Origin of the sequence: Nocardioides halotolerans DSM 19273 (assembly GCF_000422805.1) — a bacterium.
In the GTDB taxonomy this organism is placed as follows: domain Bacteria; phylum Actinomycetota; class Actinomycetes; order Propionibacteriales; family Nocardioidaceae; genus Nocardioides; species Nocardioides halotolerans.
On sequence record NZ_KE383923.1, the window covers coordinates 408,269 to 422,211 of the forward strand.

At 69.5% G+C, this 13,943-nt stretch carries 14 protein-coding genes; 2 read left to right on the top strand and 12 right to left on the bottom strand.

The window, feature by feature from the left end; translation table 11 throughout:
- Position 1: 1 nt before the first annotated feature.
- The 6 genes from G514_RS0116780 to G514_RS27325 form a co-directional block, all read right to left on the bottom strand.
- A complete protein-coding gene (locus G514_RS0116780; RefSeq protein WP_245582246.1) occupies positions 2 to 1,141 on the bottom strand; it encodes a CaiB/BaiF CoA transferase family protein in 1,140 nt (379 codons plus the stop codon).
- A 98-nt stretch (positions 1,142 to 1,239) separates the two neighbouring features.
- Positions 1,240 to 1,932: an ABC transporter ATP-binding protein gene (locus G514_RS0116785; protein ID WP_028652701.1), complete on the bottom strand. Its 693-nt coding sequence runs from the start codon at positions 1,930 to 1,932 to the stop codon at positions 1,240 to 1,242.
- A complete protein-coding gene (locus tag G514_RS0116790) occupies positions 1,929 to 2,630 on the bottom strand; it encodes an ABC transporter ATP-binding protein (RefSeq protein WP_028652702.1) in 702 nt (233 codons plus the stop codon). The genes G514_RS0116785 and G514_RS0116790 overlap by 4 nt, the downstream gene beginning before the upstream one ends.
- The gene (locus tag G514_RS0116795; protein ID WP_028652703.1) at positions 2,627 to 3,694 is read right to left on the bottom strand and encodes a branched-chain amino acid ABC transporter permease; all 1,068 of its coding nucleotides are present in this window, start codon (positions 3,692 to 3,694) and stop codon (positions 2,627 to 2,629) included. Before G514_RS0116795 ends, G514_RS0116790 begins: the two co-directional genes overlap by 4 nt.
- 4 nt (positions 3,695 to 3,698) lie before the next feature.
- A complete protein-coding gene (locus G514_RS0116800) occupies positions 3,699 to 4,550 on the bottom strand; it encodes a branched-chain amino acid ABC transporter permease (protein WP_028652704.1) in 852 nt (283 codons plus the stop codon).
- Between the two features lie 103 nt (positions 4,551 to 4,653).
- Positions 4,654 to 6,141, bottom strand: a complete 1,488-nt coding sequence (locus G514_RS27325) for an AMP-binding protein (protein ID WP_169576473.1) — start codon at positions 6,139 to 6,141, stop codon at positions 4,654 to 4,656.
- 168 nt (positions 6,142 to 6,309) lie between these two features.
- On the opposite strand from G514_RS27325, the gene G514_RS0116810 reads away from it, so the two are divergent.
- Entirely contained in the window at positions 6,310 to 6,762 is a 453-nt protein-coding gene (locus G514_RS0116810) for a MaoC family dehydratase (protein WP_028652705.1), read from the top strand.
- A 23-nt stretch (positions 6,763 to 6,785) separates the two neighbouring features.
- A complete protein-coding gene (locus G514_RS0116815; RefSeq protein ID WP_028652706.1) occupies positions 6,786 to 7,766 on the top strand; it encodes an NADPH:quinone oxidoreductase family protein in 981 nt (326 codons plus the stop codon).
- Here G514_RS0116815 and G514_RS0116820 read toward each other — a convergent pair.
- From G514_RS0116820 to G514_RS0116845, 6 genes are all read right to left on the bottom strand, one after another.
- The gene (locus tag G514_RS0116820) at positions 7,753 to 9,423 is read right to left on the bottom strand and encodes an AMP-binding protein (protein ID WP_051247589.1); all 1,671 of its coding nucleotides are present in this window, start codon (positions 9,421 to 9,423) and stop codon (positions 7,753 to 7,755) included. The two genes, G514_RS0116815 and G514_RS0116820, sit on opposite strands and share 14 nt — an antisense overlap.
- Entirely contained in the window at positions 9,424 to 9,708 is a 285-nt protein-coding gene (locus G514_RS0116825; RefSeq protein ID WP_028652708.1) for a hypothetical protein, read from the bottom strand. It abuts the gene before it with no gap.
- Positions 9,705 to 10,733, bottom strand: coding sequence for a hypothetical protein (locus tag G514_RS27330; RefSeq protein WP_051247591.1), 1,029 nt, complete (start codon positions 10,731 to 10,733; stop codon positions 9,705 to 9,707). Before G514_RS27330 ends, G514_RS0116825 begins: the two co-directional genes overlap by 4 nt.
- The gene (locus tag G514_RS0116835) at positions 10,730 to 11,335 is read right to left on the bottom strand and encodes a UGSC family (seleno)protein (RefSeq protein ID WP_425411448.1); all 606 of its coding nucleotides are present in this window, start codon (positions 11,333 to 11,335) and stop codon (positions 10,730 to 10,732) included. Before G514_RS0116835 ends, G514_RS27330 begins: the two co-directional genes overlap by 4 nt.
- Positions 11,332 to 13,017 (bottom strand): class I adenylate-forming enzyme family protein, encoded by a 1,686-nt coding sequence (locus G514_RS27335; protein WP_051247594.1) that lies wholly within the window; start codon positions 13,015 to 13,017, stop codon positions 11,332 to 11,334. The genes G514_RS0116835 and G514_RS27335 overlap by 4 nt, the downstream gene beginning before the upstream one ends.
- Before the next feature lie 71 nt (positions 13,018 to 13,088).
- A complete protein-coding gene (locus G514_RS0116845; RefSeq protein ID WP_028652710.1) occupies positions 13,089 to 13,901 on the bottom strand; it encodes an SDR family NAD(P)-dependent oxidoreductase in 813 nt (270 codons plus the stop codon).
- Positions 13,902 to 13,943: the final 42 nt, after the last annotated feature.

Consider the following 13,943-nt stretch of genomic DNA (forward strand, 5'->3'; position numbering starts at 1 on the left):
CTCAGCCCCCGGCCTTGATCGCGCCGCTGCTGAGCCAGTGCTGGATGTCCGAGTCGGGCACGCCCCAGCCCTGGAGACCCTCGACCGTGTGCTCGCCGGGGAGCGGCGGCGGCAAGCGGAGCTCGGCCGGCGTGCGGTCGAACCTCGGCACGGGTGCCGGCTGGACGACTCCACCGACCTCGACGAAAGATCCGCGCTCCCGGTGGTGGGGATGGTCCATGACCTCGTCCGGTCCGAGCACGGGCGCCACGCAGGCATTCAACGGCTCCGCCTCGGCGACCCACTGGTCACGCGTCTTCGTCCGGATGGCGCCGGCGAACCTCGTCTTCATCTCCGGCCAGGCCGCGCGGTCGTGTTGGTCGGGAAGGTCGGTGAGGCCCAGGAGCTGCACCAGGTCCGCGTAGAAGTGCGGCTCCATCGCCGCGACCGAGAGCCACTTGCCGTCCGACGTCTCGTAGAGGTCGTAGAACGGCGACCCGCTGTCGACGATGTTCGTCCCCCGCTCCAGGGCCCAGGCTCCGCTCTGGACAAAGCCGTGGAACGCGACCGCGAGCGTGGCGGCGCCCTCGACCATGGCCGCGTCGACGACCTGGCCGCGACCCGACGTACCGCGCTCGAGCAGCGCCGCGAGGATGCCGAAGGCGAGGACGAGTCCGCCCCCGCCGAAGTCTCCGACCAGGCTTAGTGGCGGGGTGGGCGGCTGCCCCTGGCGACCGATCATCGCCTGGACCCCGCTCATCGCCACGTAGTTGAGGTCGTGGCCGACGACCTGGGACCAGGGTCCGGTCTGGCCGTAGCCGGTCATCCGGCCGTAGACCAGTCGCGGGTTGACCTGCTGGCAGTCGTCGGGACCGATGCCGAGCCGCTCAGCCACCCCAGGGCGGAACCCTTCGACGAGCGCGTCCGCGCCCTCGACGAGACGCATCACCACGGCGCGTCCCTCGGGGTGCTTCAGGTCGACGGCGACCGACCTCCTGCCGCGGTGGAGCAGCTCGGCCCGGAAGTCCTGCGATGGTCCGACCAGCGCGGACCCGCTGGCCCGGTCGACCCTGATGATGTCGGCACCGAGGTCGGCGAGCAGCATGGCGCAGAACGGCCCAGGGCCGATCGACCCGATCTCGACGACTCTGTAGCCGGACAACGGACCCTTCGCAGAAGTCACCACTTCTGCATGACAGCAAATGGCCGGACGGGAGGACAGCCCGCCTCCGAGGGCAGGTGTCGAGTGCTACACCGCGCTCACAGGGCGATCATCTCCTGGACGTCCCGCTTGTCGAGGTCGCTGATCCCGCCCTCGCTCACGAGCAGTCCCTTGCGGAGCGCCAGATAGCGGGTGGCGAGCTGCTGGATCATGCCGATGCGCTGCTCGACCAGCAGCAGGGACGTCCCTCCCGACTGGACCTTCCGGAGGGCCTCGACGAGCTGGTCGATGATCACCGGCGCCAACCCCTCTGTCGGCTCGTCCAGCATCAGCAGCCGGGGGTTGGCCATCAACGCCCGGCCGATCGCGAGCATCTGCTGCTCGCCACCGCTCAACGCGATGCCCGACCGCTTCGCCCCACGCGCCAGGTTGGGGAAGAGGTCGAAGACTGTGTCGATGTTCCAGATACCCGAACGCTTGGCCGCGCGTCCAAGGTGCAGGTTCTCGGTGACGGTCAGGTTCGGGAGGATCCGCTTCCCCTGCGGGACCAGGCAGACCCCGAGTGCCGCGGGTTCGTAGCGCCGCCCGCTGATGATCTTGCCGTCGATCGCGATGTCGCCGGTAACCGTGGGCACGGCGTACACCGAGAGCAGCGCCGTCGACTTGCCGGCGCCGTTGCGCCCAACCAGGCCGACGGTCTCACCGTCGTCGATCGCGAAGGTGACATCCTGCAGGACGACCGCGCCGTCGTAGGAGGCGTTGACGCCCCGGAACTCGAGGACAGAGGTCATGCCGCGCTCCCCAGGTAGGCCTTGATCACGGCATCGTCCTTGCGGACCTCGTCCGGGGTGCCGTGGCACAGCACCGTCCCGAGGTTGAGGACCGTGATGACGTCGCAGGTCCGGAACACGCCGTCGACGTCGTGCTCGACCAGCAGTGCGCCCACGCCACGCTCGCGGCACAGGTCCCGCACGTGCTGCAGCATGTTCACAGACTCGTCGTGGACCAGGCCGGCGCAGGGTTCATCGAGCAGTACGACCCTCGGGTTGCCGATCAGCGCCATCGCCAGGTCCACCGACCGCTGGGTGCCGTAGGCGACCTCGCTGCACACCCGGTCCATCACCGGTCCCAGGCTCAGGGCGTCGACGATGCCGTCGAGGTCCCGCTCGTGGTTGCGGTGCGCCACCAGCTCGAGCTGCTGGCTCACTGTCATGGAGTTGAAGACGCTGGTCTTCTGAAACGACCGGGAGATCCCCGCCTTGCGGCGCCAGCGGACCGACCTGTGCGTGATGTCCGCGCCGTCGAACTCGACGTTCCCGGAGGTCAATCGCGTTCGGCCGGACAGCGCGTCGACGAACGTCGACTTGCCGGCTCCGTTGGGTCCGATCACCCCGTGGACGACACCGGGTTCGAGGGCGATATCGACGTTCTCCAGCGCGCGGAGCTGGCCGTAGCGAACTGAGACCGACGTGGCCCGGAAGAGGCTCATGCTTGGGGCTTCCTTCCAGTGCGCGACGACCACAGTCTCCGCGACAGGGTCGAGATGGTGCCGACGATGCCGCCCGGGAGGAAGACCAGAACCAGGACCGAGGCGATGCCCGTGTAGAGGTAGAGGTTCCCTGAGTTGTTGAACTCAGCTTGCGCGTAGACGTAGAGGAATGCGCCCACGAAAGGTCCCAGCAGAACACCGAGGCCGCCCACGATCGCGGCGATGATCCCGTCACCCGCCTTGAGGAAGTTGAGGAGCTCGGGTGAGACGTAGCCGGAGTTCAACCCGTAAAGCGCCCCTCCTACCGCGGCGACGAACCCGGAGAACACGAAGGCCGCCAGCCGTGGGAGGAAGGTGTTGTAACCCGAGAACCGCATGCGCTCGGTGTTCTCACGCGTTCCCTCCAGGATGACGCCGAAGCGGGAGCGCCCAGCCACCCAGAGGAGGTAGGTCACCGCCACCAGGACGATCCAACCGAGGTTCCAGAACACCGTCGGGTCGAGCAGGTCGCTCACCCCCATCCCAAGGAAGGTCTGGTCACCGATGTTGGCGGCGACCCCGTCGAAGGACCCGGTCGTGTCACGTGCCCACTCCTGGATGACGACCTGGTAAATGGCCTGGCCCATCGCCAGGGTCAGCATCATGAAGCCGATGCCGGTGGCGCGAACCACGAGCACGCCCATGGCCAACGCCATCGCTGTCGTTCCGAGGATCGCGAAGGCCACGGCCTGGTACGGGCTCCACTCCCAGCTGGAGGTCGCGATGCACACCAGGTAGGCCGAGCCGCCGAAGAACGCCGTCTGGCCGAGGCTGATCAGACCGAGGTGCTTGGCCATGAAACCGACGCTCAGCGACATGAACGCAAGCAGGAGCCCGTTGACCAGGATCCCCATCCAGTAGAGGTCGTTGACGATGCTCGGCACGGCCAGCCCGGCGACGGCTGCGACCACGGCCACGACGGCGCCGATGGCCACACCACGCGGGGAGATGCCCAGCTTGAGCCGTCGGCTCGGTGTGGGCGCGAGCGGGTCGTCGGAAAGGAGGAGCGGAGCCTCGACGGTCATCTCGTCACACCCTCTTCCCGGCGAAGCCGGTCGGGCGCCAGGCGAGCACGGCCACCAGCGCGATATAGGGAAGCAGGGCTGCGAGGTTCGGCAGCCAGACGGCTCCGACGGTCTGGACGATCCCCAGGGCCATCCCGGCCGCCATCGCGCCGCCGAGGCTCCCGACCCCGCCGACCACGACGACGATCAGGACGTTGATGAGGATCGCCATCCCCATGCCCGGCTGCACGGAGAAGTAGGGCGCCGCCAGCGTGCCGGCCAGCCCCGCGAGCGCAGCGCCGAGGCACACGACAGTGAGGCTGACCCGGTCGACGTTGATGCCCAGTATCGCGGAGGTCTCCCCGTCTTGGCTGGCGGCCCGGATGTGGAGTCCGGTGTCGCTCACCCGCAGCCAGAAGACGAGCGCCGCTGCCATCACGACCGCGATGGCCAGGATGAAGAGCCGGTAGGTCGGGTAAGCGGTCCCGAACACGTTGCTGGTGCCGTTCAGCACGTCGGGCGCCGGGACCGGCAGCGTGTGCGGGCCCCAGATGATGCCGATGATCCGCTCGATGATCAGCGCGAGGCCGAAGGTGATCAGGCCCACCTCGATGTGGCTGCGGGTCTGCAGGTGCCTGAAGAACACGAGCTCGAGGACGGCGCCGATGACGGCCAGCGCCAGCGGACACACAATCAGTGCCGCCCAGAACGAGACGTGGTTCGTGACGGTGTACGCGAGGTAGGCGCCGCTCATGTAGAGCGCACCGTGGGCGAAGTTCATGACCCCGCGGAGGCCGTAGATCATCGCGAGGCCCGAGCTCAGGATCATCAGCAGCGACCCGAGGGCGAGGCCGTTCAGCAACTGTGCGATGTTCATCGGTCGGCTGGCTCCGGCATGCGTGGTCCACTTCCTCACGGGTGTCGGCCCAGTGCCATGAAGCACTGGTGAGTCGTACGTCACAAGATTATGGTCCAACCATTCAAAGTGTGGAAGGGCCAGCTCCACGCTCCGGCTGTAGGACTCCCCAGTCGACCCGGTCCGCGACCAGCCGACTGCGCCGCACCTTGCCGCTGTCGTCACGGAACGGCACGGTCGTGAACTCGTAGGACCGCGGGTTCTTGTAGAGCGCGAGCCGCTCGCGCATGAACGCCCGGAGGTCGGCCTCTTCGGGGGGAGCGCCGTCGTGCTGCACGATGGCGTGGGTCGTGCGGCCGAGCTCGGAGTCCGGCAGACCGACCACGACGCAGTCACTGACAGCCGGGTGCGCGATCAGCTGCCCTTCGACCTCGGCGGGGTAGATGTTCGCTCCGCCGCAGATGATCAGGTCGGTCCGCCGGTCGGAGATGTAGAGGTAGCCGTCCTCGTCCATCCACCCGAGGTCGCCGAAAGTCTCCCACCCGTCGACCACCGGCTCCTCGTCCACGCCGAGGTAGCCGAAGGCTCGTCCCTGTCCGGGCCGTCGCATGTGGATGAGGCCCTCGGTGCCTCGCGGCAATGAGCTGCCGCCCGCCTCGCGGATGTCGAATTCTCCCAGGATGGACCGGCCGACGGTGCCCGGCCGGTCCAGCCACTCCTCACCGGACACGAACGCGAGAGCGACCTGCTCGGTCGTCCCGTAGTTCTCGTAGACGCGGTGTGGACCCAGCCACTCCATCCAGGCACGCTTGGTGTCGGGCGGGCACGGGCCAGCGGCGTGGACGACCATCTCCAGCGCCGAGAGGTCGGCACCGTGTCGTACCTCGTCGGGGAGGCGGGAGATGCGGATCATCATCGTGGGCACGATCAGGGCGTAGGTGACCCGGTGCCTCGCCCACGCGTCGAGCGCCTGGGCCGCGTCGAACTTGGCCGTCAGCACCACGTGGTTGCCGAGGCTCAGTCCCGAGAGCAGGGCGACGAGGGCGAGGTTGTGGTAGAGCGGGCTACCGGTGTAGACGACTCCGTCGAGCGGGAACCCCATACGGCGCATCGGGTGGTGGGGGGCCGAGTCGACCACGGCGGAGCCGCCCGAGAGGATGATCTTCGGACGGCCGGTGCTCCCGCCCGAGGTGGGCGCCTTCATGACTTCGGCGACGACGAGGGGCAGCGCCTCGGCGCGCGCGTCGGTCGGCACGTCCGAGGGCCGGACGCGCGAAATGGCGGTCTCGGGGACCAGGTCGGACTCGCACACCAGTACCCGCGGTCGGGCTAGCTCCAGGATGGCGCTCAGCTCTGCGGCCGGGAGGCGGTGCGACACGTACTGCGGGGTCGCGCCCAGCTTGAGGACCGCCATGACCGTGGCCGCGGCATCGACGGAGTTGGGCAGTGCGATCGAGACCATGTCGCCGCTGACTACACCCACGTCCGCCAGTGCGTGGGCGAGCTGGTTGGAGCGCACGTCGAGAGCGGTCCAAGTCACACTCTCGCCGTCCACCGTGACGGCGGGCTCCGTCCCGCGGGTCCGGGCGAAGTCGGCCCACGCTTCGACCATGGGGCGCACCGTGCTCATCGCTCGCTCCGTTCGTTTCGCGGTCGGGAGCACACGGTAGGAGCGAACGTCGCCACGGAGGCGGCGTTGCCCGACGGGCACTGGAGACAACTACACGACGCCGATGGCGACGAGACGCGAGCAGCGCGGCTTCGTGCTTGTGTGCGGGGCATGCAGACCTTCAACAGCCTCGACGAGATGCGGGCCTTCGTGGGCAACGAGCTCGGCGCGGGCGAGTGGCACCAGGTGACCCAGGAGCGCATCAACGCCTTCGCGGACGCGACCGACGACCACGAGCAGATCCACGTCAACCCTCAGCGTGCCATCGAGGCGGGCCTCGGTGGCACGATCGCGCACGGGATGTACACGCTCTCCCTCGGCCCCAAGTTCATCTACCAGCTCTACTCGGTGGCCGGCTTCTCGCTCAGCCTCAACTACGGCTACGAGAAGGTGCGGTTCCTGAGTCCGGTGAAGGTCGACAGCTTCGTGCGGATGCGTGCGACGCTCAGCGGGGCGCGCCCCATCGAGGGCGGGACGGTGTTCGCGTTCGACCAGACGTTCGAGGTCAAGGACCAGGAGAAGCCGGCCTGTGTCGCTCAGGCGGTCGTCGCCTACTTCGACTGAACCTGACCGAGAGGGGAGATCCCATGCGCGCCGCAGTCATCCAGGAGCTGAAAGGTCCTGACGCGATCCAGGTCCTCGACGTCGCCGAGCCCCTGGGAGCGCACCCGCGAGCGAAAGGCGGCCGACTGCTCGTGGAGGTGCACGCCGCCGGGCTGTCCTTCATCGACCCGCTCCAGACGCGCGGTGGCTACCAGAACGGCGTCTCGGTGCCGTACACCGTGGGCAGCGAGGTGGCAGGGGTCGTGCTCGAGGCCCCGCCCGCCTCGGGGTTCGCGCCCGGCGACCGGGTCGGCGGGATCATCTGGCAGGGCGGCATCGCCGAGCGGGCGCTCGCCCTGCCGGACTACACGGTCAAGCTCCCCGATTCGATGAGCTACGTCGAGGGCGCCGCGCTCTACATGAACTACGCGACCGCGTGGTACGCCTACCGGCGCGCCGGTGTCCGGCCCGGCGAGACCGTGCTGGTGCAGGGCGCCGCCGGCGGTGTCGGCACGGCCGCGCTGGACCTGGCCGCGTCATTCGGCGCCCGCGCGGTCGCCCTGGTCTCCACGGACGAGAAGGCGGAGGTCGCGCGTCGGTGCGGTGCCGACGTGGTCGTGCGGTCCGACGGGCCCTGGCTGGAGGAGGTCCGCGAGGTGACCGCTGGCGGCGTTCAGGTGGTCCTCGACCCGGTCGGTGGCGACCGGTTCACCGACTCGCTCCGCTCGCTGCGCATCGGCGGCCGGCTCGTCGTCATCGGCTTCACCGGCGGGTCCATCCCCGAGGTCAAGGTCAACCGCCTGCTGCACCGAAACCTGACCGTCACCGGCATCACCATGGACCAGATGGAGCTGGAGCACCCCGGCACCTTGGCCGAGGTGCGCGCCGGCGTCGAGACGCTGGCCCACGCCGGGGCGCTCCACCCGTACGTAGGGCGGACCTACCCCTTCGAGGAGGCGTCCGCCGCGGTCCGGTCCCTCGAAGAGCGCTCGGCCATCGGCAAGGTCGTCGTCACGGTGAGGTGAAGACGCGAGCGACGCGCTCGCGCAGTTCGACCTTCTGCACCTTCCCCGTGGCACTGACCGGGAGGTGGTCGACGACCTCCAGCCGTTCGGGCAGCTTCTGCACCGAGATGCCGCGCTCATCGCGCAGGAACCCGCACAGCTCGTCGAGGGTGGGGGCCGAGCCCGGCGTGGGCACCACGAAGGCGCAGGCGCGCTCACCCAGCCGGGGGTCCGGCATGCCCACCAGCGCGACGTCCTTGACCGACGGGTGCGCCAGCAGCAGCTCCTCCACCTCGCGGGCGCTGATGTTGACACCGCCGCGGATGATGATGTCCTTGAGCCGTCCGGTGATGCGCAGGTAGCCGTCGTCGTCGAAGACCGCGAGGTCGCCCGCCAACGAGAAGCCCTCCGCGTTGACCATGGTCGCGGTCAGCTCGGGCTGGTTGACGTAGCCCAGCATGTGTCCGGGCCCGCGGTAGCCGACGTCACCAGGGCCATTCCCCGCCCGCCCACCGTCCTGGTCGAACAGGACGATCTCGACACCCTCCGGTGGCTCGCCGTCGGACGTCAACGACTTCTCGGGGTCGGTGCCGACCGGGCAGTTGGTCGCGAGCTGGTTCTCGCTGCGTCCGTACTGGCTCAGGATCTCGCAGTCCGGCATGACCTCCCGAGCCTCGGTGATCGACCGCGCCGGGATGGTGGCGCCGGAGGCGACCCACAGCCGCATCGACGAGAGGTCCTTGTCGGAGCCCCGTCGCGCGTCGACAGCCATGGTGAGGAAGGTCGTGGCCGTCACTGTCGCGGTGCACCGGAACTCGTCGATCAGGTCGATTCCGGCGCGGGGCTCCCACTGCTCCATCAGCACGGTGGCGGCGCCGGCCCGCAGCGGGACGAGGTAGTGGTTGAGGTAGCCGTTGCTGTGCACCACAGGCGAGGGACCGAAGGAGATGTCGTCCGCGGTCCAGCCGTGGGTCCGCTCGATGGTGCGCACGCTGAAGCCCAGCGTGTTGTAGGAGTGGAAGCACCCTTTCGGCTTCGACTCGGTCCCGGAGGTGTGGATGATCACGTGCCCGTCGTCGGCGGAGGGCATCGGGGGCAGATCCGCGGCGTCGGCCGCAGGTTCGCCGGCGATGAGATCGTTGAATGCCAGCGCGCCCGTCCGGGGCTCGTCGCCTCGCACGACGACGACGTGCTCGAGCCAGGGACTGTTCCGGCGCAGCTCCTCGTGCATCGAGACGTGGTCGAAGCCCCGGAACGTCGCCGCGGTGACCGAGGCCTTCGCCTGGGTGTTCTCGATCAGGTGGCCGACCTCGCCCGGGCGGTAGGTCATCATCGCCGGCACCAGGACGGCGCCTGCGCGCGTGACCCCCATCATCGCGACCAGCAGCTCGGTCCAGTTCGGCACCTGGACGACCACGCGGTCCCCGCGTTCCACCCCGAGATCGACGAGTGCGGCAGCGAACCGCCAGGCCCGGCGGCGGAACTCGCCGTAGCTCAGCCCACCGTCGCGGTCGAGGGCGAAGAGGTCGCCTCCCCGCCGGTCCGCGAGCTCGTCGAGGATGCTGGCTGGGGTCTCGTCGTTCCAGTAGCCGAGTTCGCGGTAGCGGGTGACGACCTCCGGGTCGTAGAAGTCGGTCACTGTCGGGAGGATCATCCGCGGCTGGGTCGGGTCGGGCACTCAGTCCGCCTTCGGGGTGTCGGTCAGCTCTCGCGGGTCCCGGATCGTGACTTCCGGAGGTGCGTCCAGCGCGGTCTGCAGCTGGTCACGGATGATCGCCTCGAGGTAGTCGCGCGGCATGACGCACTCGGCGCAGCCTGCCTCGACGAGCACCAGGTCCAGCTCGAGCCGCGACGGGTCCGACCGCAGCACGTCGATGCGAGCTCCGTCCACGGACACCATCGCCTGGAACTCGTCCACGACCGCCCGCACCTCGGGCGACAACGCCCCGTCCGTGCTCGTCATGGACGAGTGATCCTGGTGGTCACGGGCGCGGCCAGATGCGGCATCAGGACCTGGGTCTCCGGGATCCCCGGGCCACCGGCGGCCACCACGAGCATCCGTTCAGGCGCCGAGACGTGGCACACAAGGTCCCGCGTGCCGCGGGTGGGAGCCACGAGGCGCTCGAAGGTGTACGCCTGCACGTCCGCCTTGGTCCACCCCGCGGCCTGGATGACGCGCCGGTGCTCCTCGCCGACGACGATCATGAAACCAAAGGCGTCGCCCAGGAACTGGTCCGCAGCCGGGTCCCCGAGCTGCTTCCAGAACCCGTTGAAGCGCAAGTCCTGGACGAGGTGGTCCAGGACGAGTTCAGGGGCGTCGCCGAGGCCGTTGGACTCCGTGATCCCCCACACGCTCAGCATCGTCACGGTGCTCTCGTCGGGCGCGTAGCCGAGTTGCACGTGGAGCGGGGTCCAGGGTGCCCCCGCCTCCTCGTCCTCGCCGAAGCAGAACGAGTAGCGGGCGGGGCTGCTGAAAACGGCGCGGTCCAGGACACCGGGCACCGACTGGCACACGTTGCGGATCACCAGCCGCAGGGCGCGGCCGATGCTCGCGTTGGCAGGGAAGCCCGGGCCGAAGCAGCCCGGACCACCGGCGATCCCGAGCTCGCCGCGGATAGGACCGTTGACCACCACCGCGTGCGACGGGCCGCCGAGGCTGGCCGTCGTGCAGTGGCTGTTGCCGAGCTCGCTCAGGTGGGCGCTGACCGCCGCGACGACCACCGGGAAGTGCTCAGGTCGGCATCCGGCCATGACCGCGTTCGTCGCGGTCGCTTCGGCCGTGACCGTGACGTCGCGGGTGGCGATCCCGCCCAGAACGTCGTCGGGCTCGACACCCGCCGCGGCGAGCAGCGCGTCGACCTTCGCCGCGGTGGGCGGGACGAGCGGTAGACCGTCGCTCCACCCGCGCTCGATCGCGGCCACCTGGAACGAGTCGTCGTTGTCGAAGTGGATCGTGGCGCGCGGACGAGCCTCCGCCGTCGTCGTCATCGACCCGCGCCGGACAGCGCGGCGTCGTTGCGGGTCGGCACCGACGTCAGGAGCGCGGCGTCGGAGGTCGGGTCGACCATCGCGTCGTAGACGGCGCCCGCGAGCTCGCGTCCGAGCGCTCTGGCGTCGTCGTCGGCCCAAGCCGCCACCGGCGGGTCGAGGTGACCGTGGATCTGGGGGTAGTCCGGGTGCCCGGAGATCTTGCAGATGGCGGCCACAGCCGGCGCGAGGGCGGGGTGCCCGACGTACACGGTCGGGATGCCCTGCCACTCGAGCTCGAGGGCGTCGCGGGCCGCACGGGTGCTGCAGCTGCCGCACCCGCCGAACCCTGTGACCGCCACGTCGACCTCGCGCAGCTGTGTCCACTGTTCCTCCGTGGGAGGAACCGACTTGCTGTCCTTCACGACCTTGACCACCTTCGCGAAGCCGCCCAGCGCGAGCAGTTGGACGATCAGCTCGTCGAAGAAGGTCTCGGAGTTGCCGAGTCCGTTGCACACCACCCCTAGGGTTGTGCCCGCGGTGCTCACCAGGCGCGGCGCCAGTTTGTGCCCGTCTCCTGCCGACGCGCCACCGCTGGGGTCGAGGACCTCGAGTCCGCTCATCGTTGCTCCTCCTCTGGGGTTGACCCGGCCGTGGTCACGGCCAGCTGTTGGCGGAGGCGGTACTTCAGCACCTTCCCACCGACGGTCTCGGGCAGCTCGTCGACGACGACCAGCCGCTTCGGCGTCTCGTAGCCCGCGAGCCGCTCCCGGGCGAAGGTGAGGACGGAGTCCGCCTGGAGATCCACGCCCGCGTGGGGGATCACCACCGCGGTCACCTCTTCGCCCCACCGCTCGCTCGGCAGGCCCACCACCGCGACGCGCGCCACGCCTGGGTGCTGGGACAGCACCGCCTCGACCCGCAGGCTCGATACGTTCTCCCCGCCGGACTTCACGATGTCCTTGAAGCGGTCGACCATCAACTGCAGGCCGTCGTCGTCGTAGGCACACGAGTCCCCGGAGTGGAACCAACCACCGGCGAACGCCTCGCGGGTCGCCTCCTCGTTGCGGAAGTAGCCGCTGCTGATGGCCGGTGAACGGTAGACGGCCTCGCCGGCCACGCCCGGCTGGTCCACGAGCAGCTCGCCGTCGGCACTGATGATCTTGGCGGCCAGCATCGGGTTGGGGAGGCCGACGTAGTTGACGCCTTGGAGCGCGAGTCGGTGCTTCTCTGGGTGCTGGTCGGGATAGAAGCGGTAGCTCGACAGCGACTCCGTCTGGCCGAAGACCTCGAGGGCGCAGAGCTCCGGGTTGGCGGTTGCGGACTTGAGCCGGTCGATGAGGTCGGGACGCATGGCACCCCACGAGAAGAAGACCACGGTCAGGCTGGTGAAGTCGTCGTGCTGCTGGTCCTTCGCGTCGGCCAGGAGCTGCAGGAAGGTCGGCGAGCCTCCCCACACCGCGGTCACCCTCTCCCCCGCGATCGCCTTCGAGAGCTCCGAGGGGTTCGGTCGACGGCCGATGACAGCGGTGCCCGCCGAGAACCACGCTGGGAACAGGACCGCGTAGTGCCCCACGTGGTAGGTGATCGGGAGGAACGTCGCCGACCGGATCTGGTCCTCGAACCGGAGGCCGCGGCTGGTGGACAGCGCGTAGGTGTAGGAGGACAGGTAGCCGTAGGTGTGGCTGATCATGGCGGCCTTGGGCATCGCCGTGGTGCCCGAGGTGAACATCAGGCTCCAGATGTCGTCGGCGTGGATGGCCACCTCGACCTCGGTGGTCGGCCGTCCCGCGATCCAGTCGTGGAACTCGTGGGAGCCCGGCACCGCCCCGCCACCGATCGGGATCGTGACGCCCGCGGCCAGACCGGCCGCGGCGAAGGCCGCCTCGGCCCGCGGCCAGAGCTCCGCATCGACGACGGCGAACGTTGCTCCGACGTGCTCGATGGCGTAGGTGACGACGTCGGGGGCGAGCAGCGGGTTGAGGGGTACGCAGACGAGCCCCGCCTTGGCGATGCCGAGCATCGTCACCACGGCCTCGACCGAGTTCTCGCAGTAGAGCAGCACCCGCGCGCCGCGCTCGAGCCCCGCTGACAGCAACGCGTGCGCGACCTGGTTGGCCCTCTCGTCAGCCTGCCGGTAGGTCAGCCGCTCGAACTCGGGCGCGGCGTACGCGCCGGACCAGCCGACGATGGCGTCCCGGTCGGGGTGGCTCCAGGTGACCCGCTCCAGCACGTCGCCGAGGGCCATGCGGTTCCAGCGGTCCTTGGCGGGCCGGTCGAACAGGCTGTCGACATCGAGGTCCACGTCTTGCACGGTAGGCACGCGGCACGAGCCGTCGCACGCGATCCGGGCGAGCCACCTGTGGACTTCGACAGTCAGCTGGGGGTGAGGACCGCCCCGCCGTCGACCGAGAGGACCTGGCCGGTGACGTAGGTGGACTCCTCGCCCGCGAAGTAGGCGACGGCCCCGGCGATGTCGTCCGGGGTGGCGAAGCGGCGCAGCGGGATCGCGTTCAGGTCGTCGTCCGTACCGATGCCGCGCTTCGCGGCGAAGTGCATGACCCGCGCCGTGGCGACGATCCCGGGCGAGACGCAGTTGACGCGGATGCCGTCAGGCCCGACCTCCATCGCGAGGTGCCGCGTGTACTGGACCAGCGCCCCCTTCGACATCGCGTAGGGGGCGAGCCGGCCGCCGGCCGTCGCCGGGTCGATCGCGACGCGCGAGCCGACGTTGACGATGCTGCCGCTCCGCGCCTCCCTCATGACCGGCATCACGGCTTGACAGCAGTGGATGGCGCTGTGGGTGTTGAGCCGGATCATGTCGTCGAGGTCCTCGATCGGCATCTGCGAGCCGAAGCTCCGCTCGGGCGGCGCAAGAGCGCCTCCGGCGTTGTTGACGAGGACGTCGATGCGCCCGAAGCCGGCGACCGACTGCTCGACCACTCGGTCTGCCACCGCACGGTCGCGGAGGTCGCCCTCGACGACCAGCGCTCGTCGACCCATCGCCTCGATCTCGTCCTGGACCGTGCCCGCGGACATCTCCTCGCCGTAGCGCTCGTAGTCGGGGGACATGTCGCGCCCCACCACGACGAGGTCCATCCCGCGCCGGGCGAGCATCAGCGCCACGGCCCGTCCGATGCCACGGCCCGCGCCGGTGACGACCGCGACCGGCGTTCTGGAGCGGGTCACGTCGACGCCTGGCAGCGGGTAGCGATCACGCGTGCACGCTAG

Coding starts and splice junctions, on each gene's coding strand:
- G514_RS0116785 (WP_028652701.1), bottom strand. CDS start 1,932: ATGACCTCTGTCCTCGAGTTCCGGGGCGTCAACGCCTCCTACGACGGC.
- G514_RS0116790 (WP_028652702.1), bottom strand. CDS start 2,630: ATGAGCCTCTTCCGGGCCACGTCGGTCTCAGTTCGCTACGGCCAGCTC.
- G514_RS0116795 (WP_028652703.1), bottom strand. CDS start 3,694: ATGACCGTCGAGGCTCCGCTCCTCCTTTCCGACGACCCGCTCGCGCCC.
- G514_RS0116800 (WP_028652704.1), bottom strand. CDS start 4,550: ATGAACATCGCACAGTTGCTGAACGGCCTCGCCCTCGGGTCGCTGCTG.
- G514_RS27325 (WP_169576473.1), bottom strand. CDS start 6,141: ATGGTCGAAGCGTGGGCCGACTTCGCCCGGACCCGCGGGACGGAGCCC.
- G514_RS0116810 (WP_028652705.1), top strand. CDS start 6,310: ATGCAGACCTTCAACAGCCTCGACGAGATGCGGGCCTTCGTGGGCAAC.
- G514_RS0116815 (WP_028652706.1), top strand. CDS start 6,786: ATGCGCGCCGCAGTCATCCAGGAGCTGAAAGGTCCTGACGCGATCCAG.
- G514_RS0116825 (WP_028652708.1), bottom strand. CDS start 9,708: ATGACGAGCACGGACGGGGCGTTGTCGCCCGAGGTGCGGGCGGTCGTG.
- G514_RS27330 (WP_051247591.1), bottom strand. CDS start 10,733: ATGACGACGACGGCGGAGGCTCGTCCGCGCGCCACGATCCACTTCGAC.
- G514_RS0116835 (WP_425411448.1), bottom strand. CDS start 11,335: ATGAGCGGACTCGAGGTCCTCGACCCCAGCGGTGGCGCGTCGGCAGGA.